This window comes from Halomonas sp. McD50-4 (assembly GCF_022348135.1).
GTDB classification, from domain to species: domain Bacteria; phylum Pseudomonadota; class Gammaproteobacteria; order Pseudomonadales; family Halomonadaceae; genus Vreelandella; species Vreelandella piezotolerans.
In genome coordinates, this window is the sequence record NZ_JAKRFG010000003.1 from 25,274 (window position 1) to 47,273 (window position 22,000).

The window sequence follows — 22,000 nt, forward strand, 5'->3', positions numbered from 1 at the left end:
CGAGTGTCATCTTGGTTGGGTTATCCTGATAAGCTGACACTCCACTCCATGAACGGTTAGGACATTTATGAGCGCACACAGCCATACGCCCCTTCGTCGTACCAAGATCGTCGCGACCCTCGGCCCCGCCAGCGATCGTGAAGGCGTGCTGGAAGCCATGCTGAAGGCGGGGGTGGATGTGGTTCGCTTGAACTTTTCCCATGGCACTGCTGACGACCATCGCCGCCGCTTGATGCGTGTGCGTGAGATTGCTGCTCAGCTTGGCCGCAGTGTCGCCGCGCTGGGCGATTTACAGGGGCCTAAAATCCGCGTTGCGCGTTTCAAAGACGGCGCGGTGTACCTGGAAGAGGGGCAGCCGTTTGTCCTGGACATGGCCATGGACAGTGATGCCGGTGACAGTCACGGCGTTGGCTGCGATTACAAAACGCTGGCCGACGATGTCACCGCAGGCGACCGACTGCTGCTGGACGATGGCCGTGTGGTGTTGGACGTTACCCGTGTCAAGGGCAAGCAGGTACATACCGAGGTGGTGGTGGGCGGCAAGCTCTCTAACCATAAAGGTATCAACAAACAGGGCGGAGGACTCTCGGCCCCCGCGCTGACGGACAAAGATAAAACCGACCTGAAAACCGCCGTCGAGATTGGCGTCGATTACTTAGCGATTTCTTTCCCGCGTTCGGCGGAAGACATGCTGGAAGCCCGCCGCTTGTTAGGGGAAGAGGGCAAGGAGATTGGCCTCGTTGCCAAAGTAGAGCGCGCCGAAGCCGTGGCCGATGAAGCCACGTTGGATGGTATCATCGAAGCTTCCGAGGCGGTGATGGTCGCCCGTGGTGATCTGGGCGTAGAAATTGGCGATGCCAAACTGGTCGGCGTGCAAAAGCGTATGATCAAGCGTGCCCGCTCGCTCAACCGTGCCGTGATCACCGCGACCCAAATGATGGAGAGCATGATCTCAGCGCCGCTACCCACTCGCGCTGAAGTCTTCGACGTCGCTAACGCGGTGCTGGATGGCAGCGATGCGGTCATGCTCTCGGCAGAAACCGCCGCAGGGGATTACCCGCTGGAGACCGTGGAAGCGATGGCGCGGGTGTGTCTTGGCGCCGAGCGTGAGCGGGTCGCTCAAGAGTCGGGCCACCGTATCCACGAAGGCTTTACCCGCCCAGACGAAACCATTGCGCTATCGGCGATGTACGCTGCTAACCACATGAACGGCGTGGTGGCGATTGCTTGCATGACCGCCTCGGGCTACACGCCGTTGATCGCCTCGCGCATCCGCTCGGGCTTGCCTATCGTGGGGTTGGCTCACAACCCGATTGCCCAGCGCCGCATGGCCCTGTACCGGGGCGTGGTATCGCTGCCATTCGACACGTCGCAAATGACCGCCACCGAGCTGAATGATCAAGCGCTCACGCTGCTGGTGAAGCAGGGCGTCGCCAAGCCGGGAGACCACGTCATCTTGACCCGTGGCGATCACATGAACGCCCACGGTGGTACCAATACCATGAAAGTGATGGCTATTACCGAGCAACACGCCGACAGCGCAAAGGCCTAGCATATGCGCTCACTGCTGTTGCTATGCGGTTGGCTACTGAGCGCGCCTGTGATGGCGGGCGCGCCCATCGTGGCGGCGGCATCTAGCCTGCAGTTCGCCTTGGAAGAGGCTGCCCAGCAGTTCACTCGGCAAACCGGCCAGGCGCTGCGTCTCAATTTTGGCTCTTCTGGCAACTTTCGCCGCCAAATCGCCCAGGGTGCGCCCTTTGAGCTGTTTTTATCGGCCAATGAAGGGTACGTACAGGCGCTGTACGACGAGGGGCACGTGGATGACGCGGGCGTGATTTATGCTCGGGGACGTTTGGCCTGGGTGCAGCCTGTCGGCCGCTATGTCCAACCCGACGAACAAACGCCACTCGCCGGTGTGGAGGAGGCCATTGCCGCTTTAGAAGAAGGTCAGCGGCTGCGTATCGCCATTGCTAGCCCTGAACACGCCCCCTACGGCGTGGCCGCCCAAGAAGTGCTACAAAAAGCGGGGCTTTGGGAAACCAGCGAGCCGCTTCGCGTGCAGGGTGAGAACGTCTCCCAAGCGATGCAGTTTGCCCTGTCCGATGAAGCGCGCGGCGGCTTGGTGGCTTACTCGCTAGCCGTGGCGCCTGCGCTGGCCGGGCGTAGCGAAACGGTATTGATCCCTGAAGCGTGGCACACGCCGCTGCGCCAGCGCATGGTGTTAACGCCCCAGGCCACCCGGGCAGCCCATGCCTTTTATGAGTGGTTGCAGCAGCCTGAGGCGAAGGCGATTTTCGACACCTACGGATTCAGTACCGATTGATGGACTGGTCGGCCCTCTCCGTCTCGCTGCGGCTCGCGGCGTTTACTTGTCTCTTCTTGTTACCCCTCGGTATATGGTGGGGACGTCGACTGGCGACGACGTCGTTTCGAGGTAAGGGGCTATGCGAGGCGCTGATTGCGCTGCCGCTGGTACTGCCGCCCACGGTGTTGGGGTTTTATCTTCTCCAGCAGTTTGGCCGCGATGCACCGCTGGGCAGCGCTTGGGCCGCGTTGACGGGGGGTGGGCTCAACTTTACCTTCAGCGGTATTTTGCTGGCGTCTGTGATCGCCAATCTTCCGTTTGCCATCCAGCCGATTCAGCGCGCCTTCGAGCACGTGCCTGCCAACTTACGCGAGGCCGCTTGGTGCAGTGGGCTAAGCCCCTGGCAAACCCTATGGCGTATCGAGCTGCCTCTCGTATGGCCGGGCATCCTATCGGCGGCAGCGCTAACCTTTGCTCACACACTAGGCGAATTTGGCGTGATTTTGCTGGTCGGTGGGGCCATCGATGGTGAGACCCGCACGCTCTCGATTGCCATTTATGACCGTGTGCAAGCCTTCGATGAGCAGGGTGCTGCGAATATGTCTGCCCTCCTGCTGGTCATTTCTTTGGCCACCTTAGGTCTGGTCTATGGGCTCGCTGGCAAGCGCAGGTGGTCACGTGGATGAGCTGGTAGTGACTGCCCAACAGGCTGGCCCGATTCCGCTCAATGCGTCGTTTCGCTGCGCTCCTGGCGAGCTTTTGGCACTCGTCGGACCGTCCGGCAGTGGCAAAACCACCTTACTGCGCACCATTGCGGGGCTTTACCAGCCGGAGCAGGGGCGAGTGAGCTGCGCGGGCGCGGAGTGGTTTTGGGCGCAGGAGGGCCAGCGCCGATCGCTGACGCCGCAAGCGCGTCGGATCGGCATGGTGTTTCAGGACTATGCGCTGTTTCCGCATTTGACGGCGCTGCAGAACGTGCAGCTCGCCATGGGGCATCTGCCCCGCGTCCAGCGCCTCGAGCAGGCTACGCAGTGGTTGAGCAGGGTGCGCCTGCAAGGGCTCGAAGCGCGCTATCCCAGCGAGCTTTCCGGCGGCCAACGCCAGCGAGTGGCATTGGCGAGAGCATTGGCGAGGGAGCCCCAAGCGCTGCTGCTGGACGAGCCGTTCTCTGCGGTGGATCAAGTGACGCGTCGACGCTTGCAGCGCGAGCTGGCACTGCTGCGCCAACACATCTCCATCCCCATCATTCTCGTTACGCATGACTTGGATGAAGCCACCGCGCTCGCCGATCAAATCTGCGTGTTGCATAACGGGGTGAGCCTGCAGCAGGGCACACCTGAAGCGCTGTTTCGACGGCCCGCTTCGCCGCTTGTCGCTAGGTTGCTGGATCGCCACAACGTTTTTAGCGGGGAAGTGGTAGAGACGGACGCTGGGCGACGCCTGCAGTGGGGAGAGTGGCGGCTAGAAGTGGCAGAAGGGCTAGACCGTGTTGAACTCGGCAAACCGCTAGCTTGGTACCTGCCGCCGTCGGATATCGTGCTGCATCGTCGGGGACGGCCGTCTCAAGGTGAACGCGAAAACCCGGTAGCGGCAACGGTCAGCGAAATGGTGGTATTGGGCGGCATGACGTCCATCTCGCTGCGCGTTTCCCATCAAGATATGCTACGTTTCGACATCGCCACCCACGCGGCTAAACGTAATCAGCTTCGACTGGGAGAGCGGGTACACGTCTCGCTACTGGCCGAGGGCATTCACCTCATGCCCGAGCAGCAGATGCATATGGCACCCTACAACAAAAGGAATCTGTTATGACCCTGACACGCCGCCAACTGCTCAAAACCGCTTTAGGCGTTTCGCTTGCGGCTTGTTTGCCGCTTCCTTTGTTGGCGGCGTGGGCCGCGGAATCGACATCTGCCAACACGCTACCGCTGGCGATACACAGTGAAGGCGGTCCGCACCGTCTGGATGTCGAAGTCGCCGAAACCGCTTCCCAGCGCCAGCGCGGCCTGATGGGACGTGAACATCTGCCAGAAACACGAGGAATGCTGTTTCGCTTCGAGCGTGAGCAGCCTGCAGGCAATGCATTTTGGATGTACCGCACGCTGATTCCGCTGGATATTGCCTATATCGATGGTGAAGGCCGCATCGTCGCCATCAACACCATGCCGCCTTGCGAATCCAGTGCGCCTCAAGAGTGCCCCTCTTATCCAGCAGGTGCGGCCTATCATGCGGCGCTGGAAGTCAATGCGGGCTACTTTGCCGAGCGTGGCATCCAGGTAGGCGACTGTGTCTCGGTACCTGCGTTGGCGGGCTTTTGTCGCCCCGACTAATGCCCACGCTCACGCCCTGGTTGGCGGCTGTTGGCCAAATTTCAGCACGATCAGGGCGATGCCTGCGACCACCAAGCCGCCGCCGACCAGTTTATGCACCCCCAGCGGGTCGTCCATCAGTAGCGCGCCTAAGCCCACCGCAAACACGGGGGTGAGTAGTGTCATCGGCACCACACGATTCACCGGATGGCGGCGTAGCAGCGCGTACCAAATGCCGTAAGCCGCTATGGACGACATGATCGCGGTGTACGCCACCGCTCCCCAGCCCAACCAGCTGGCCTGAGTGATGGCCTGCCACTGGTGTTGTTCAAAGAGCCACGAACCTACGGCCACTTGAGGCACCGCAAAGAGCGCCACCCAGCCTGCCAGCGCCAGCGGGGCGATGGGCGGTCCGCGCTTGATCAAGAGCTGTGAGACGGCCCAGCCAAGTGCGCTTAGCAGCAGAATGGTCAATGGCAGCGGTGACGGAAGCGTGGGCCCGCCTGCTAGCACCACCACCCCCGCAAACGAGAGCAGCAAGCCCGCCAAACGCTTGGGGCCCAATGTCTCTTTCAAGAAGATCACCGCCAATAGGGTGGCAAAGGGCGTGCCCATTTGAACGAGCAGCGCCCCGGTGCCTGCTTCGGCTTGCCCTAGCCCAATGAACAGCAGCGCAAAGTGAAGGCTGCCAAACGTGATGGATAGCAATATTAAAAAGGGTAGCTGTGCCCGAGCGACCGGGTAAAACGGCACCAGCAGCGCGGCGACCAACATAAAGCGCAGCGTCGTCATTAACAGTGGCGGCAGCTCCGCTACGCCCACTTTGATCACGATGATGTTGAGCGACCAGATGGCAATGACCAGCAGGCCCAGGAGCAAATCACGAAGCGGCACGTATCTATCCTTGAAACGCTGAAGGAGACAACAGCTTATCAGCAAGCACGTGATGCATCGAAAGTTGATGGTTAAAAGCCTAATCAATGGCTTTCTTTCATTCGTCGAGTGCCTACAATGGGGTGTCACTCGCTATGGCGATTGCCGCCATTGAGCGACACTTGGGCAGGAGGTGTAAGCTTGCCCCGACACTTCATGAACACCCCATAAAAAAGAAAAAAGGATCGACAATAATGACGCTGACACGCTCTATGGCTCGTTTTACCGCTGGCTTGGCTGGCGCTGCACTGCTCTCGGCTGCTTTTTCCGCGCAGGCCCGCGAACTCTCGGTCTCTACCGTGCTTTCAGATGCCTTTCCTTGGGGGCAGGCCGCTGAAAAGTGGGCAGAGCTGGTTGAAGAACGCAGCGGGGGGGAGCTTACCCTGCGGGTCTATCCGAATTCACAGCTCGTCTCGGGTGACCAAACCCGCGAATTTTCTGCCATGCGCTCTGGCCTGATCGATGCCGCTGTTGGCTCCACCATCAACTGGTCACCCCAGGTACCGGAACTGAACTTGTTCTCGTTGCCGTTTTTCATTCCTGACGAGGCCGCCGTCGATGCCGTGACCGGCGGGGACGCAGGCACGATGGTGTTCGAAGCGATCGAATCACGTGGCGTTATTCCTTTGGCCTGGGGCGAAAACGGCTTTCGTCAGGTATCCAATTCCCGCGGCCCGATCAGCCAGCCAGAGGATCTGGAAGGTCTGAAGATCCGCGTGGTGGGCTCGCCGCTGTTCCAGGATACGTTCTCTGCGCTAGGTGCCGACCCTACGCAGATGAGCTGGACCGACGCCCAGCCCGCTCTCACTACGGGCGCGGTGGATGGCCAGGAAAACCCGCTGTCGGTCTTTGACGTGGCGCGTATCGACCAAGTAGGCCAGGAGCATTTGACGCTCTGGAACTATATGAACGATCCACTGATTTTTGCCGTCAACCAGCAAGTCTGGCAGACATTGAGCGAAGAGCAGCAAACGATGCTGCGCGAGACGGCCGAAGAGGCGGGTGCCTGGGAAATTGCCATGACTCGTGAGCAGGAGAGCGAGCGTCTGGCCGCGATTCAAGAGCGTGGTGTCACAGTGACCGAGCTGACCGATGCGCAGTACCAAGCCTTCGTGGATGCCACTCAGTCCGTTTATGAAAAGTGGGCCCCGCGCATTGGTGAAGAGGTGGTCGAAGCCGCCCAAGCCGCTATCGACGCCCGTTGATGTTCGCATGTTTTCGCTGCCGCCCTTACAGGGCGGCAGCTTGCTGATGTGAGACTGCCATGAAAGGCTTTCCCGATGCGCGGCCCGAACGCTGGCTTGGCGCGCTTTCGTTGATCGTGATTGCGCTGATTAGCCTAGGCAATGTGGTCACGCGCTATCTGACAGGCGGCTCGTTTTCGTTCACCGAAGAGTTCTCCGTCTTCCTATTGGTTGTACTGACCTTTGCTGGGGCGTCGGTTGCTTTGAGGTGCGACCGTCATATCCGTATTGGCTTTTTAGAGCGCGCATTGCCACCTCGCTGGCGTGGTGCGCTGATTCTCTTTCAAGCCCTGTGTGGCTTGATCGTGCTGGGCTTAATCACTTGGTACGGTGGCAAGCTAGCGTGGCAGGAGTACCAATGGGAGTCGCTCTCGCCGGGCTTAGGGCTGCCACAGTGGTGGTATTTGGTATGGCTGCCCGTGCTGTCGGCGGCCATGCTGTGGCGTTTGGTGCAGCAAACCCGTGATCGGTTTGCGGGGGAGATCAACGGTGACACCTGATATCTGGATGATTTTAGCGTTCGCCGGACTGCTGATTGCTGGCGTGCCGGTGGCGTTCTCGCTGGCCCTGTCTGGAGCGGTGGGCATCGTACTGGGGCTGTCACCGGATATGTTGGCTACCCTGGGCACCAATACCTACAACAGCATCGCCAAGTATCCTCTGATTGCCATTCCGCTGTTCATTCTTACCGGGCTGATTTTCGAGCGGGCAGGGGTCGCGCTACGCCTAGTGCGTTTCGCCCAAGCGCTGATTGGTCCCCGCCACGGCGGGCTGGCACTGGTCGCGGTATTGGTGTGCATGATCATGGGGGGGATGAGCGGCTCTGGGCCCGCCGATGCCGCCGCCGTGGCGATGGTGATGCTACCCAGCATGACCAAAGCGGGCTACCCCAAACCGTTCTCTGCCACGCTCATTGCGGCGTCGGCCTCTACGGCGATTTTGATTCCACCATCGGTGGCGCTGATTCTCTACTCGATTGTGGTACCCGGCGTTGATCTCCGGGCGCTGTTTGCAGCGGGGCTTTTCCCGGGCGTCTTAGCCGGATTGGCGTTGCTGGTGCCAGCCATGCTGGCTGCCAAGCGTCATGGCTGGGAGGGGACACCGGTAGAAGGAGCTGAAAGGCTGACGGTACGAGGCACCTTCCGTGAAGCGCTACCTGCTTTGTTTGCGCCGGTGCTGATTTTAGGGGGGCTGCGTTCAGGCCTCTTTACCCCCACGGAAGCCGCCGTGGTCGCCGTTGCCTACGGAGCGGTAGTAGGCCTGTTCTTGACGCGAGAACTCACGCTGCGCGATGTATGGGAGCTGCTAGGGGAGGCCGCGATCATCTCAGGCGTGGTCATGTTGATCATTGCGTTGGCAGGTATCTTCGCTTGGGCAGGCACCATGCTGGGCACCTTCCGTCATTTGGCAGAGTGGATCATTGGCTTGACCGACAACGGAGTGCTGCTGCTAATACTCATCATGTTAGCGGTGCTGGTAGCGGGCATGCTGCTAGACGCGATTTCCATTTACCTGATCATGATGCCGATTCTGATTCCGGTAATGCAGCACTTCGAGTGGAACCCGGTGTGGTTTGGCATATTGTTGGCCATGAACATTGCGATCGGTCAGTTTACCCCGCCGGTGGCGGTGAATCTGATGGTGACCACGGAAGTTGCCAAGATTCGCTTGGAGCACACACTTGGCTGGGCGCTGCTCTTTGTGGTGGCCATGGGCGGCGCCTTGGCGCTCGTCGCCATCTTTCCAAGCATCGCGCTCTGGCTCCCCACGGTGCTGGGCTATAACGTTTGAGCATGGCAGGGATACGATCAGTGATGGCCCATGCCAAACCGGCATACCTTTATGCCTATGTTTAACGCTTACTAAACGTTACAGGCCGCTAGAATTGTCGAGTATCACCCAACGTGCACACGGGGATGCTTGGTGTGGCTTAGAACAATAGGCCGAGTGGCGTCTTTGTCAGTGCCTATCTCAGCGATCACCACTGGTGAAAAGAACGAAACGTCAAGTGGCGATGCTGCACTGCATCCTCGGTTAAATGACATCGCGCTTCGCCAATTAGCTTTTTTTTCGCTAAAGTAGGAACAGTCGGCACTAAATGCCGAGGTTGATAACAGACTGTCTTGACAACGTTTTGGAACCTATACACCTGAAGGGAACCGTTCTGCAGGTGGCTTCAAAGCGCATAACGCTCACAACATCAAGATAAAGAGGTGTGTTCATGAAACGCCATGTATTTTCTACCGCGGCCTTTTCAGGCGCGTTCATCGCGGCGGCAACCTTCGCCTCTCCGGCCGTTGCCCAGGAGCGCTACATCACGATCGGTACCGGTGGCCAAACCGGTGTTTATTATGTCGTTGGCCAGTCGGTATGCCGCATGGTCAACCGTGGCAGCGATGAGCACAACATCCGCTGTAACGCTCCGTCCACCGGTGGCTCCGTGGCTAACGTCAACGGCATGAAGAGCGGCGAGCTGGACATGGGTGTCGTACAGTCCGACGTTCAGTACCGCGCTTATAATGGCGAAGCTAACTTCGAGGAAGAAGGCGCTTGGGAAGATATGCGTGCCGTCTTCACCATGCACGGTGAGCCGCTGACCGTGGTGGCCCGCGCGGATTCCGGTATCGAAAACATCAGCGACTTCCCTGGCAAGCGCGTCAACATCGGTAACCCCGGTTCTGGCCAGCGTAACACCATGGACGTGGTCATGGATGCGTTCGGTTGGGATGAAGACACCTTCGCACTGGCGTCTCAGCTCGACGCGGCCGAGCAGGCGGCTGCCCTGTCTGACAACAACATCGATGCCATGGTGTACGTGGTAGGTCACCCCAATGGCTCTATCCAAGAAGCGACCACCACCATCGATGCGCGTCTGGTCTCCGTGACCGGTGAAGAGATCGACGGCTTGATCGAAGAGTACCCCTACTACACCCGTTCCGTGATTCCGGGTGGCCTCTACCGTGGTAACGACGAAGACGTCGAGACTTTCGGCGTTGCGGCTACGTTCGTTTCCTCGACCGCCGTCGATGAAGACATCGTTTACGAAACCGTGAAAGCCGTCTTCGAAAACTTCGATCGCTTCAAGCGTCTGCACCCGGCGTTCGAGAACCTGAACGAAGAAGACATGATCTCTGATGGCTTGACGGCGCCGCTGCACGATGGCGCAGCACGTTACTATCGTGAGCGCGGCTGGATCGAATAAGTCGTAAAAAGAGTGACGCTATTGACGAAAGGTGAATGGCGTCGCTTTGAGTTGCAAAGCGCGGGCACCTTGGGTGTCCGCGCTTCTTGTTGAGAGCGCTGATTGTCAGCGCTGACCATTAGGCAGGGCAAGCGTATGCGTGATGACAAACACCCTTCGGCAGCCGCTGAGAACGACCTGGAGGATATGGTCGCTTCCAGCGATACAGGGGCAAGGAAACCCCTAGGCGTACCCGGTAAGCTGCTAGTGAGTATTGCAGCCGCTTGGTCGCTGTTTCAGCTATGGATTGCATCGCCACTTCCCTACATCGTTGGCTTTGGCGTGTTCAGCGCCACAGAGGCGCGCTCGATTCATTTGGCGTTTGCGCTCTTTCTAGCCTTTATGGCGTACCCCGCCTTCAAACGTTCGCCGCGCGATCGCGTGCCGCTGGCCGACTGGGTTCTTGCGGCAGTGGCAGCCTTTTGCGGCGCCTATCTGTTTATTTTCTATGCGGATTTGGCCCAGCGGCCTGGGTTGCCGATTACCCAGGATATCGTCGTGGGCGTCGTCGGCATATTGATGTTGTTAGAAGCCACGCGCCGCGCATTGGGGCCACCCTTGATGATTGTGGCGGCGGTTTTTATCGCCTATTCACTGTTTGGTCCTTACATGCCCGGCATTTTGGCCCACCGTGGCGTGAGCCTCGGCGGTTTGATCAATCACCAGTGGCTGGGTACGCAAGGCGTGTTCGGGATTGCGCTAGGGGTCTCCACTAGCTTCGTGTTCCTGTTCGTGCTGTTCGGTGCACTGTTGGATAAAGCAGGCGCCGGTAACTACTTCATCAAAGTAGCGTTCTCGATGCTTGGCCACTTCAAAGGCGGCCCGGCGAAAGCAGCCGTGGTCGCCTCAGGCATGACCGGTTTGATCTCGGGGTCGTCGATTGCCAATACTGTGACGACCGGTACCTTTACGATTCCGATGATGAAGCGAGTCGGCTTTAGCGCTGAAAAAGCGGGCGCGGTGGAAGTGTCGTCTTCGGTGAACGGCCAAATCATGCCACCCGTCATGGGGGCAGCAGCGTTTTTGATGGTGGAGTACGTCGGTATTCCCTACGTCGACGTGATCAAGCACGCCTTCTTGCCAGCGCTGATCTCTTATATCGCCCTGATCTACATCGTTCACCTGGAAGCGCTCAAGGCCAATATGAAAGGCCTGCCTTCCAGCAACCCGGCGCGCCCGCTGTTGAACAAGGTGATCGGTTTCATGACCGGCTTGCTGCTGCTCATGGGGCTCTCGATTGCCGTCTACTATGGCCTGGGATGGTTAAAACCCGTGCTGGGTGAAGCGACGCCATGGGTGGTGTCTGTCGGTCTTGCGATTGTCTACGTGGCGCTGCTGAAAGTGAGTGCTAACTACCCCGAACTGGAGATGGATGATCCTAATTCGGAGGTCGTGAAGCTGCCGCAAACCCGTCCCACGGTGATGGTGGGCCTTCACTATATTCTCCCTGTCGTCGTTTTGGTGTGGTGCCTGATGGTCGAGCGTCTATCTCCTGGGCTATCAGCGTTCTGGGCCACCATGTTCATGATCTTCATCATGGTGACGCAGCGCCCGATCATTGCGATCTTCCGTGGTCGTAGCCGGATGGCGGCGGATATTAAAGAAGGCTTTAAAGACCTGTGGGATGGCTTAGTGACGGGTGCCAGAAACATGATTGGGATCGGTATCGCGACGGCCACAGCGGGTATCGTGGTCGGGGCGGTGTCGCAAACCGGTGTGGGCTTGGTGCTGGCAGACGTCGTCGAGATTCTTTCCGGCGGCAACCTGATGATGATTCTGCTGCTGACGGCCCTGCTGAGTCTGATCCTGGGCATGGGCTTACCGACAACCGCGAACTACATCGTGGTGTCGGCGCTGATGGCGCCGGTCATCGTACTGCTTGGGCAGCAAAACGGCTTGATCGTCCCACTGATTGCCGTGCACCTGTTCGTGTTTTACTTCGGTATCATGGCGGATGTCACGCCACCGGTAGGTTTGGCCTCCTTTGCGGCGGCGGCCGTGTCGGGTGGGGATCCGCTGCGCACTGGCTTCCAGGCGTTTTATTACAGCCTACGTACCGCTGCGCTGCCATTCCTGTTCATCTTCAATACGGACCTGCTGCTGATCGATGTCACGGTGATGCAGGGTATTTTGGTGTTCATAGTGGCCACCATTGCCATGCTGATCTTTGCGGCAGGCACTCAGGGCTACATGCTGACCCGCAACCGCTGGTACGAATCGCTGCTGCTGCTGCTGGTCGCCTTTACGCTGTTCCGCCCCGGCTTCTGGATGGACAAAATCCACGACCCCTATGAATCGGTGCCGCCTGCGCAATTTGCCGAGGCACTGGGCCGGGTCGATGACGGTAGCAACCTGCGCGTGCAAATTGCCGGTGAAGACGATTTCGGGGCGCCGATGACCACCTATATGCTCGTCCCCGTGCCGCGCGGTGAAACAGGTGAAGAGCGCATGGCGAATCTAGGTATCGAACTTTACGAAGATGGTGACCAAACCTTGGTCGATTTCGTCGAGTTCGGCAGCCAAGCGGCCGAGCTGGGCTTTGATTTCGACCAAGAGATTCTCGAAGTGCTGGCCCCGGTGGATCGCTGGACCAAAGAGTGGATGTGGCTACCCGCGCTGGGCATCTTTGGCTTGGTCGTGGTGATGCAACGCCGTCGTCGGCGTCATGAGCAATCCAACGAAGTGGCCGCTGCCTAAGGAGGTTGCCATGTACCATAAAGTGCTACTCCCCGTGGATTTGAACGAAGAAGCCTCATGGAAGAAAGCGCTGCCTACGGCAGTAACGCTGTGCCAAACCTTTGGTGCGTCGCTGCATGTGGTATCGGTTCTTCCAGAATTCACTATGCCTATGGTGGGCGCTTATTTTCCGAAAAACTTCTCGGAAAAAGCGCACTTGGCAATGAAAGAGGCGCAGCACACCTTCATTCAAGAGCATGTGCCGGAAGGGATCAAAACCCAAAGCGTAATCGTCGATGGTTCACCGTGGGAAGCCATCATCAAGGTCGGCAAGAAGATCGATGCTGATCTGATCGTGATGGCGTCGCACACCAAGCGCAAATTCGTCGATTATGTGCTCGGTCCCAACGCGGAACATGTCGTTCATCATGCCAAGGTATCAGTGATGATCGTGCGCTGAACGCCGTTACCCCAACGAAGCTCCAGGCCAGTGGCCTGGAGTTTTTTTTGTCATCAATATCGTGAATTGCTAACGCATCGATTTAATCGTCGTTGAGAGCGCTAAAGAAGGATTTTTTGTACCGAGTGGCGGTAAAGCTCTTCGGTCGGCATTGGCTCAGCTACATTAAAAGAACATTAAGCCATTAACGTTGGATTAATGGTGTCAACACACATGGTAGCTATTTACCTTGGTGCTTGGGTCAGAGACAGCCATTTGGGGTAAATCACAGGAGTTACGCCATGAATGCAGTAACAACAAAAACACACGGCCAATCAGCCGACGCGCCCAACGTTAAAATCATCATCAACAAAGTCGGGATGGACAGACCAAAGGCTTGGCTTGCCGCCGGTATGGAAGACTTCCGCCGTGCGACTGCCGTCAGTCTTTCGTATGGCATGTTTTGGGTTGGTTTGAGTATTGCCATCACGTTAGGGGCCTACACACTGGGTTATTGGCACTGGCTGCTGCCCATGATTGCGGGCTTCATGTTCATTGGGCCGCTCGTGGCGGTGGGTTCTTACGGCATCAGCTTGGCGCTCGAGCGTGGGCGGGTGCCTAACTTGGGCGATGCCTTCGGCAGTTGGCGGCCGCATGCTGGGCAGTTGGCCATGATGGGCGTGATGATGATGATTTTCTTTCTAGCCTGGATACGTCTGGCTACGCTGCTGTTTGCACTTTTCTTCGGTTTTGAAGTACCTAGTCCGGCAACGCTTTACACGGCCTTGGTCACCACACCGGAAGGGCTCAGCATGCTGGCGGTCGGCACAGTGGCAGGTGGCATTCTTGCCTTTGGCGCTTTCGCCATTAGTGTGGTCGCTATTCCAACTCTGATGGATCAAGATCTGACGTTCATGGAAGGCATCGAGGCCAGCGTGCGCTGCGTGGCGCGTAACTTCCGGACCATGCTGCTATGGGCTGCTATTTTAACCGGCTGCGTCGTCGTTGGGGTGATGACCTTCTACATCGGTCTGGCCCTCATACTGCCCGTGCTTGGTCACGCTAGCTGGCATGCCTACGAAGAACTCGTTCGGTTCGAGCCGGTCGAGAAGCTGAGTACTTAACGACATCTCCGCTACATTTCTCATCGCTAAGTAAAAAAGTCGACATTCGACTGACCAATGAAACGAGATGGCGTACCCTAACGCCATCTCTTTTTTATTGCCTGGGGCGGCCGCTGCTGCGTCGTTCAGGCACTGCGATACAAGGAGTCGATGGTGAAAGCGTTGTTATTGGGGTGGACTATGCTGGCGTTCAGCATTCCCCATACGGGGCTAGCGGACGCGGCTGAGGCAGACGTGGATAAATTGGCCGCTCCTGATGGGCCCGTCATCCTCAAAATAGATGGTGAAGTAACGGCAGCCAACGTCGAGGAAGAGGCCCATTTTGACCGTGAGATGTTGGGCGCGCTGCCGCAGCACGCTTTTACGACCGGTACACCGTGGACCGAGGGAGCGAGCCACTACCGCGGCCCGCTGATGCGCACGCTGCTCGAGCATGTAGGGGCCGAAGGCGACACCATTAACGTAGCGGCCTTGAACGGTTATGAGGCCGAAATTCCTATTGAGGATTTTTACGACTACGACGTTATTTTGGCACTAGAGCGGGACGGGCAGGCCATTCCTATCCGCGAATATGGCCCACTATGGGTGCTATATCCATTCGACCATGATGAGGCGCTGTTGAGCGAGCGTATGCGTTTCAGGGCCGTATGGCAGGTCATGCACATCAATGTCCGTTAGTGAGTCCGCTCGGGCACCCCGCCTGCTACGCTACCCGCGCCGCCTCAAGCTGGTCGCGATCATCACCGTACTGCTGTTTGCGGCTGCGTTGGTGGTGGCTGGCCTTTCGGCATGGCGGCAGGATAATTTGACGCAGAGCTTGCGAGAGGACACCGCCTGGGTGGTCTATAAACTCGACCGCGATGCCGTGCAATTGCTCAATCATTTGTTGGCCGACACGCGGGGCCCCTTATCGCCTGCCGCCCAGGACGCCCTCAATCTTCGCTTCGAATTGCTCTATAGCCGGATCACCCTGCTGCGAGAGGGAGAGGTTAGTTCGCTATTGCAAAGTATCGGTGCAGCGAGCGAGCTGTTGGATCAGATTCAGCAGCAGCTCGACACCCTCGATCCCATGTTCGAACCCCACGAGGAGATGGATCGGCTGCCCGTCACGGCCTTGGAGAGCGAGCTTCAATCGCTTACCCGTTTGACCGAGCGTTTGGTGATTGCGATCAACGGTTATCTAGCGGAATCCGCCACCGAAGAGAGGGCGCTGCTAAGTACGCTCTATAAGCTGCTCATTTCGCTGCTGATTGGAATCAGCTTTGCCGTGTTGACGGTCATCGTCTTTTTGGTACGTGAAATGCGCGAAAGCGCAGCGGCGCGTCGAGAACAAGAGCAGCTCAGTAAACAGCTCCAGGTCACTGCGAAGCAGGCCCAAGCGGCCAATCATGCAAAGTCAGACTTTCTCGCCATGGTCAGTCACGAAATTCGTACGCCGCTCAATGGTGTGATTGGCATGAGCGAGCTGCTGCGCGAGCCCGCCAGCCCCGCCCAGGTCGAAGACTATGCTCGCACTATTCACGATAGTGCCAATCAGTTACTGGCGATGATCAATGAGATCCTCGATTTTTCTAAAATCGAGGCCGGCCATTTGACCCTGGAGACGTCGCCTACGGCGCTGACGCCGCTAGTCGAAGGTGTCATGGCGCTATTCGAGCCAAGAGCGCAAGCAAAAGGGCTGCAACTATCGCTTCATGTGGACCCACTCGTGCCAGCATGGGTCATGATCGATGCGGGGCGTCTGCGACAGATACTGCTCAATCTCATTGCTAATGCGATCAAATTCACTGACTACGGCAGCGTCTCGGTACGCGTCTCCTCGACCGTCGAGCATTTGCTCTTTGATATCAGCGATACCGGTTGTGGTCTGAACAGTGAACAGCAAGAGACGCTCTTCGAACCCTTTCAGCAGGCGGATGAGAGCGTCGCACGCCGCTACGGCGGCACCGGTTTGGGATTGGCAATCTGTAAACGGCTGAGCGAAGCCATGCAGGGACGTCTGGGTGTCGACAGCACGCCGGGTCAAGGCAGTACGTTTTGGTGCGAACTGCCGTTAGTCGAGGCTTCTCCTGTCAGCTCCCCCCTGCCCGTTGAGCCAGCGCGAGATTTTGACGGCACCTCGTTGCTGCTGGTCGAGGACAATGCGGTCAATCGCAAAGTCGCGGTGGGACTTTTGTCGCGACTTGGTTGCGAGGTGGTGTGCGCAGAAAACGGCCGCGAAGCCCTTGCCATGGTACGACGCCAGCAGGTACATCTTATTTTCATGGACATACAGCTTCCTGATATCGACGGCGTGACGGTGACTCAGCGATTGCGTGAAATGGGCGGCTGGTGCAGCGAGGTGCCCATCGTGGCCATGACCGCAGGGGGGGCAGAGGATGATCGTCGCCGCTGCCTCGCTGCGGGTATGAATGACTACATCACCAAGCCGCTCTCGCTGTTGGCGCTTGGCAACGTGTTGGCGCTGCAGCTATCAACGACACCAACACCGATGATGCCGATCCCTTCTGCGTTGCGTGAGGAAGGAGGTGACGCGGCCCTACTCAATGAAACGACGTTGGCCACCCTCGTCGGCTCGCTGGGGGCTGATAGTGTCGATCAACTGGCAGTGCTCTATCATCAGCAGGCGAGTGACTACATTGCCCAGCTTTCTGGCTACTTTGCTGCCGGGAGCACGTCGAGTCGTGACCACTGGCGTCAGGTCGAGCGGCTAGCGCATCAACTGCGGGGCGAGTCAGTGAGCATGGGCGCAGAGCAGTTGGCTGCGCAAGCCAAGCGGTTGGAGAGCATGGCTGCGCTTGACGAGGCATCGCTCGAGCCGCTAACAGCGTGTTTTGACACGCTGCGTCACTGCGCTGCACGAACTTATGCCGCGCTGGAGAAATGGCGTCGTGACCACCCGCTTCACTAATCATGGTTTGAGTGCGGCCGCGAGCCGTGAGCCCAACCCTCAGGATGCTGCCCATGCGCTGGCTCTCGCGCTGTGTCACGAGCACGCCGGTTTCGTGCTGTTCTTTTGTAGCGCTGAGTATCCGCTGTCGCAGCTAGCGGACGCGCTTTGTCAGGCGTTTGGCGAGCTTCCAGTCAGTGGCTGCACGACGGCGGGTGAGCTGACGCCCGATGGCTACGATCGCGGCTCTATTGTCGCCATCTGTTTCGATAGGCGCTTGTTTGCCGTCGAAACCGCGCTGATCGATGACCTCGAACACTTTGATTTGCCCACCGCTCAACCGCTGGTCGATGGGCTACTGGAGCGCTGCCGCCAGCAAGCCGTGGCGCCGGTCAATGAGCATAGCTTTGCTCTGACACTGCTGGATGGGCTTTCCAGCCGTGAAGAGCAGGTGCTGGCAACGCTGGATGCCGCGCTTGGGCGCATTCCAAGTTTTGGCGGCTCCGCCGGGGACGACAACCACCTCACCCACACCCATGTGTATGCTGAGGGTCGCTTCCATACTCGGGCGGCCGTGGTGGTCATGATCAATACGCGGCTGCCGTTCGACGTCTTCTCTACCCATCACCTAGAGCCGCTGGCGCATAAGCTCGTGGTCACCGCTGTCGACCGAGAGCGCCGCCGGGTGCTGGAACTCAATGGCCTGCCGGCTGCCGAGTTGTATGCTTCCCTCGTGGGATGCCCGGTGGAAGCACTGACGCCTGCGGTCTTTGCCCAGCATCCGCTGGCGGTGCATTTAGGTGGGCAGCACTATATTCGCTCGATTCAGCGGGTCAACGACGACGGTAGTCTCAGCTTCTATTGCGCGGTGGAAAACGGCATTGTGCTGACCGCCATGCAACCCACGCCGCTATTGGAAGATTTGGCTCGTATGCTGCAGGACGTGGAAGAGCGCCTCGGCGAACCCGCAGCGATCATCGGCTGTGACTGCTTTTTGCGGCGAATGGCGCTCGAGTCGCTGGGTCAACTCGATCGAGCCTCCGCACTACTGCGCCAGGCAAGAGTGATCGGTTTCAATACTTACGGCGAGCAGCACCACGGGATGCATGTGAATCAAACCTTTACGGGGGTGGCCTTTGGCACTCTTCCAGCTCTCTGATGCGCCGTCGTCGAACGACGTGGCGGCCCTGCGTGAAGAGAATCAGCGCCTGCGCAAAGTGTGTGCAGCGCTCATGGAGCGCGTGGAGTCCGGCGGTGGCCCTAACGGGGCGCCCTATGCGGCCTTCGAGCGCTCGGTGCTGTTGGCCGAGCAGGTGCGCGAGCGCACCGACGCGCTGCACCGCACGTTGGATGAACTAAGCCAGGTCAACGGCCGGCTGCTGGCCGCCAATGCCGACGCCCAGGCGGCCAACGCATCGAAAACCAAATTTCTGGCAGCCGTCAGTCATGACCTGCTTCAGCCGCTCAACGCGGCGCGACTGTTTGCCAGTGCCCTGGAAGCCCATGCGCTTCCGGCAGCGTCCCAAGCACTGGTCGGCCATATTGGCCGGTCGCTGAAAGATGTCGAAGGGCTGTTGGGAACGCTGGTGGACATCTCCCGCCTGGACGCCGGTGTGCTCCACGCTGATAAAGCACCCTTTGCCGTTAGCACGCTGTTGGATGCGCTGGCCGAGGAGTATCGCCAAGTCGCCGGGGTACGCGGGCTAACTCTCCACTACGTACCTTCTCAGGTATGGGTGGAGTCGGACTTGGCGCTATTGGCGCGGGTGGTTCGCAATTTTCTCAGCAACGCGGTGCGCTACACCGAGCATGGCCATTTGCTATTAGGCTGCCGCCGTCGCCGTGAGGGGTTGGAGATCATGGTGGGTGATACGGGGCCAGGAATTCCAGAACCACAGCGTCAAGCGATATTTCTGGAGTTTCGCCGCGCCAGTCAGCCTCAGGCGAACCAGAGTCGTGGGCTGGGATTGGGGTTGGCCATCGTGGACCGCATTAGCACGATGCTGGGCCATCCTGTTCGGTTGGCCTCTCAACTGGGCCACGGCTCTCTGTTCTCGATTTTGGTGCCCTATGCCGATATCGGCAAGGACCAAGCTGCCCCGCTGCGAACGTCCATCGAGTGGGATGTCGATCCCTTGCAGGGGTGCATCGTGTGGGTGGTGGACGATGATCCGGCCATTACCGAAGGTATGCAGGCGCTCTTGGGCGGTTGGGGATGCCGGGTACGAGCGGCCGCGACGGTGAGCGCGTTGGAGGCGGCCAGCGACGGTGAACGTCCGGCCGTGCTGTTGGTGGATTACCACCTCGGCGAGCATCGTGAGAACGGTATCGATCTCGCTGCCAGGCTGCGCCGCCGCTATCCCGGATTAGCGGCCGTGGTCATTACGGCCAATCACGAAGCCGCCGTAAAGCGGGCCACCCGCGAAGCGGGCATCCACTGCCTGTTGAAACCGCTCAAGCCGCTGCGCCTCAAAATGCTGCTGGGCACGCTGTTGGAGAACGGCTAGCGCGCCGGGCGTTTGGCTAAATAGCCGCTCAAATCTTCCTCACCCGCCATGACAATGGCGTGCACTCGGCTGCTCGCGCCGAGCTTACGCAAAATCGCCGATACATGGGTTTTGACCGTGGTTTCGGCAATGTTCAGTTCCCGGGCGATCTGTTTGTTGGACATGCCCTGACTCATACAGCTCAACACGTCTAACTGCTTCTCCGTGAGCCGCGTCAGCCTGCTTGACGGAGTAGTCGAAGGGGAAGCGACCGATGCCGCGCGTGACGGAGGGGGAGGTCGGCGCATGATATCAGCGGGTAAGTAGAGCTGTCCCTGAAGAATTTGCTGCAGAGCAGCCAGCAGCTGCGCGCGCGGGGTCGATTTAGGGATGTAGCCCACGGCACCGAGCGTAATGGCATCGAGCACGAGCTGGCGCTCTTGATGCGCCGAGACGATGGCCACCGGCAGCCAGGGGAAGGTCTCGCGTAGGGTTTTCAACCCCTCCAGCCCATCGGCATCCGGCAGGCTCAAATCCAGCAGCAGCAGATCCAACCCTTCTTGTGTATCGATACGTGCCATGGCCGCGGCGAGGCTATCGGCCTCGAACAGCTGCGTATCGGTGAAGCCGCTGACGATCACTGCTTGCAGCGCATCGCGAAACAGCGGATGGTCATCTGCCACTAACAGCGAGTACATGGCGTCTCCTACCAAGGAATGAGGGTGCGTCCTGCCATCGGGCTATATCGTGATCGGCGCAAGTGGCCAACACTGGGTAGGCACCTTTTAACAATCATAATACTCAGGAGCAGTACCATGATCTACGCCAACCCAGGTGAAGCGGGCTCGGTTGTATCGTTCGAAAAGCGCTACGGCAACTACATCGGCGGCGAATTCGTTCCCCCCGTGAACGGTCAGTATTTCGACAACGTTAGCCCAGTCAATGGCAAAGTGTTCTGTGAAATTCCCCGCTCCAGCGCGGAAGACATCGAAAAAGCGTTGGATGCTGCCCACAAAGCCGCCCCGGCCTGGGGCAAAACGTCGGTGCAAGAGCGCAGCAATATCCTGCTCAAAATCGCCGACCGCCTCGAACAGAATCTCGAAATGCTGGCCGTGGCCGAAACGTGGGACAACGGCAAAGCTGTGCGTGAAACCCTCAATGCGGACATCCCACTGGCGGTCGACCACTTCCGCTACTTCGCTGGCTGCCTGCGCTCCCAAGAGGGGACAGCGGCCGATATCGACGCCAATACCGTGGCGTACCATTTCCACGAGCCGCTGGGCGTGGTGGGGCAAATCATCCCCTGGAACTTCCCGATTCTCATGGCGGCCTGGAAGCTAGGCCCGGCGCTAGCGGCAGGTAACTGTGTCGTTCTCAAGCCCGCCGAGCAGACGCCTGCTTCCATTTTGAAAGTGGTCGAGTTGATTGGCGACCTGCTGCCGCCTGGCGTACTCAATATCGTCAACGGCTTCGGCGCAGAAGCCGGTCAGGCGCTGGCCACCAGTAAGCGCATTGCCAAGATTGCCTTCACCGGCTCGACGCCCGTGGGCTCACACATTCTGAAATGCGCAGCAGAGAACATCATTCCCTCTACCGTCGAGCTGGGCGGTAAGTCCCCCAACATCTACTTCGCCGATATCATGAACGCCGAGCCGACCTTCATCGACAAAGCGGTCGAAGGGCTGGTACTGGCGTTCTTCAACCAGGGCGAAGTGTGTACCTGCCCATCGCGTGCGCTGATTCAAGAGAGCATGTACGACGAGTTCATGGCAAAGGTCATCGAGCGTACCAAGACCATCAAGCGTGGGAACCCGCTGGATACCGATGTGCAGGTAGGTGCGCAGGCTTCCCAAGAGCAGTTCGACAAGATCATGTCGTACATGGATATCGCCCGTGACGAGGGCGCCGAATTCCTCACTGGGGGCAATAAAGAGACGTTGGATGACAGCATCAATAGCGGTTACTACATTCAGCCGACGCTGTTGAAAGGCAATAATCAGATGCGCGTGTTCCAAGAGGAGATTTTTGGTCCGGTGGTGGCGGTGACCACCTTCAAGGACGAAGAAGAAGCGCTGGCGATTGCCAACGATACCGAGTTTGGCTTGGGGGCTGGCGTGTGGAGCCGCGATATCAACGTCGCCTTCCGCATGGGGCGTGGCATTCAAGCGGGCCGCGTATGGACTAACTGCTACCATCAGTATCCCGCCCACGCGGCCTTTGGGGGCTACAAGAAATCCGGCGTTGGCCGCGAAACCCACAAGGTAGCGCTCGAGCACTACCAGCAAACCAAGAACCTGCTGGTCAGCTACGATATCAATCCGCTGGGCTTCTTCTAAGCCGCGCGAGTACGCAA

At 58.7% G+C, this 22,000-nt stretch carries 19 protein-coding genes; 17 read left to right on the forward strand and 2 right to left on the reverse strand.

Annotation, left to right across the window (positions count from 1 at the left end; genetic code table 11):
* The first annotated feature begins 67 nt into the window (after positions 1 to 67).
* Genes pyk through MHM85_RS04710 form a run of 5 tightly spaced genes read left to right on the forward strand, consistent with a single transcriptional unit; the run spans position 68 to position 4,635 of the window.
* A complete protein-coding gene (gene pyk, locus MHM85_RS04690) occupies positions 68 to 1,552 on the forward strand; it encodes a pyruvate kinase (protein ID WP_219861690.1) in 1,485 nt (494 codons plus the stop codon).
* Between the two features lie 3 nt (positions 1,553 to 1,555).
* Positions 1,556 to 2,323, forward strand: coding sequence for a molybdate ABC transporter substrate-binding protein (modA, locus tag MHM85_RS04695; RefSeq protein WP_219861688.1), 768 nt, complete (start codon positions 1,556 to 1,558; stop codon positions 2,321 to 2,323).
* Entirely contained in the window at positions 2,323 to 2,991 is a 669-nt protein-coding gene (gene modB / locus MHM85_RS04700) for a molybdate ABC transporter permease subunit (RefSeq protein WP_219861686.1), read from the forward strand. The genes modA and modB overlap by 1 nt, the downstream gene beginning before the upstream one ends.
* A complete protein-coding gene (locus MHM85_RS04705; protein ID WP_239285525.1) occupies positions 2,954 to 4,117 on the forward strand; it encodes an ABC transporter ATP-binding protein in 1,164 nt (387 codons plus the stop codon). The genes modB and MHM85_RS04705 overlap by 38 nt, the downstream gene beginning before the upstream one ends.
* The gene (locus MHM85_RS04710; RefSeq protein WP_219861682.1) at positions 4,114 to 4,635 is read left to right on the forward strand and encodes a DUF192 domain-containing protein; all 522 of its coding nucleotides are present in this window, start codon (positions 4,114 to 4,116) and stop codon (positions 4,633 to 4,635) included. The genes MHM85_RS04705 and MHM85_RS04710 overlap by 4 nt, the downstream gene beginning before the upstream one ends.
* A gap of 9 nt (positions 4,636 to 4,644) precedes the next feature.
* Here MHM85_RS04710 and MHM85_RS04715 read toward each other — a convergent pair whose 3' ends face one another.
* Positions 4,645 to 5,508: an EamA family transporter gene (locus MHM85_RS04715; protein WP_239285523.1), complete on the reverse strand. Its 864-nt coding sequence runs from the start codon at positions 5,506 to 5,508 to the stop codon at positions 4,645 to 4,647.
* A 233-nt stretch (positions 5,509 to 5,741) separates the two neighbouring features.
* Here MHM85_RS04715 and MHM85_RS04720 point away from each other — a divergent pair, with 233 nt between their 5' ends.
* The 11 genes from MHM85_RS04720 (at position 5,742) to MHM85_RS04770 (ending at position 19,668) form a co-directional block, all read left to right on the forward strand.
* Positions 5,742 to 6,752: a DctP family TRAP transporter solute-binding subunit gene (locus MHM85_RS04720; protein WP_219861678.1), complete on the forward strand. Its 1,011-nt coding sequence runs from the start codon at positions 5,742 to 5,744 to the stop codon at positions 6,750 to 6,752.
* A 59-nt stretch (positions 6,753 to 6,811) separates the two neighbouring features.
* Positions 6,812 to 7,291, forward strand: coding sequence for a TRAP transporter small permease (locus tag MHM85_RS04725; RefSeq protein ID WP_219861676.1), 480 nt, complete (start codon positions 6,812 to 6,814; stop codon positions 7,289 to 7,291).
* Complete coding sequence (locus tag MHM85_RS04730) at positions 7,281 to 8,582, forward strand: TRAP transporter large permease (protein ID WP_139526432.1); 1,302 nt, start codon at positions 7,281 to 7,283, stop codon at positions 8,580 to 8,582. Before MHM85_RS04725 ends, MHM85_RS04730 begins: the two co-directional genes overlap by 11 nt.
* 430 nt (positions 8,583 to 9,012) lie before the next feature.
* Positions 9,013 to 9,993: a TAXI family TRAP transporter solute-binding subunit gene (locus MHM85_RS04735; RefSeq protein ID WP_139526433.1), complete on the forward strand. Its 981-nt coding sequence runs from the start codon at positions 9,013 to 9,015 to the stop codon at positions 9,991 to 9,993.
* Between the two features lie 135 nt (positions 9,994 to 10,128).
* The gene (locus tag MHM85_RS04740; protein ID WP_219861674.1) at positions 10,129 to 12,729 is read left to right on the forward strand and encodes a TRAP transporter permease; all 2,601 of its coding nucleotides are present in this window, start codon (positions 10,129 to 10,131) and stop codon (positions 12,727 to 12,729) included.
* A gap of 10 nt (positions 12,730 to 12,739) precedes the next feature.
* Positions 12,740 to 13,168 (forward strand): universal stress protein, encoded by a 429-nt coding sequence (locus MHM85_RS04745; protein ID WP_139526435.1) that lies wholly within the window; start codon positions 12,740 to 12,742, stop codon positions 13,166 to 13,168.
* A gap of 281 nt (positions 13,169 to 13,449) precedes the next feature.
* A complete protein-coding gene (locus MHM85_RS04750) occupies positions 13,450 to 14,271 on the forward strand; it encodes a DUF2189 domain-containing protein (protein WP_139526436.1) in 822 nt (273 codons plus the stop codon).
* A gap of 150 nt (positions 14,272 to 14,421) precedes the next feature.
* Positions 14,422 to 14,949: a molybdopterin-dependent oxidoreductase gene (locus MHM85_RS04755; protein WP_239285521.1), complete on the forward strand. Its 528-nt coding sequence runs from the start codon at positions 14,422 to 14,424 to the stop codon at positions 14,947 to 14,949.
* A complete protein-coding gene (locus MHM85_RS04760) occupies positions 14,939 to 17,182 on the forward strand; it encodes an ATP-binding protein (protein ID WP_139526437.1) in 2,244 nt (747 codons plus the stop codon). The genes MHM85_RS04755 and MHM85_RS04760 overlap by 11 nt, the downstream gene beginning before the upstream one ends.
* Positions 17,163 to 18,320 (forward strand): nitric oxide-sensing protein NosP, encoded by a 1,158-nt coding sequence (nosP, locus tag MHM85_RS04765; protein ID WP_239285519.1) that lies wholly within the window; start codon positions 17,163 to 17,165, stop codon positions 18,318 to 18,320. The genes MHM85_RS04760 and nosP overlap by 20 nt, the downstream gene beginning before the upstream one ends.
* Positions 18,298 to 19,668 carry a hybrid sensor histidine kinase/response regulator gene (locus MHM85_RS04770; protein WP_139526439.1) on the forward strand — a complete coding sequence of 457 codons (1,371 nt, stop codon included), beginning with the start codon at positions 18,298 to 18,300 and terminating at the stop codon, positions 19,666 to 19,668. Before nosP ends, MHM85_RS04770 begins: the two co-directional genes overlap by 23 nt.
* Here MHM85_RS04770 and MHM85_RS04775 read toward each other — a convergent pair.
* A complete protein-coding gene (locus tag MHM85_RS04775) occupies positions 19,665 to 20,345 on the reverse strand; it encodes a response regulator transcription factor (RefSeq protein ID WP_139526440.1) in 681 nt (226 codons plus the stop codon). The genes MHM85_RS04770 and MHM85_RS04775 overlap by 4 nt on opposite strands.
* A 117-nt stretch (positions 20,346 to 20,462) precedes the next feature.
* Between MHM85_RS04775 and MHM85_RS04780 the strand changes: the two genes are divergently transcribed.
* Positions 20,463 to 21,983 carry an aldehyde dehydrogenase family protein gene (locus tag MHM85_RS04780; RefSeq protein WP_139526441.1) on the forward strand — a complete coding sequence of 507 codons (1,521 nt, stop codon included), beginning with the start codon at positions 20,463 to 20,465 and terminating at the stop codon, positions 21,981 to 21,983.
* Positions 21,984 to 22,000: the final 17 nt, after the last annotated feature.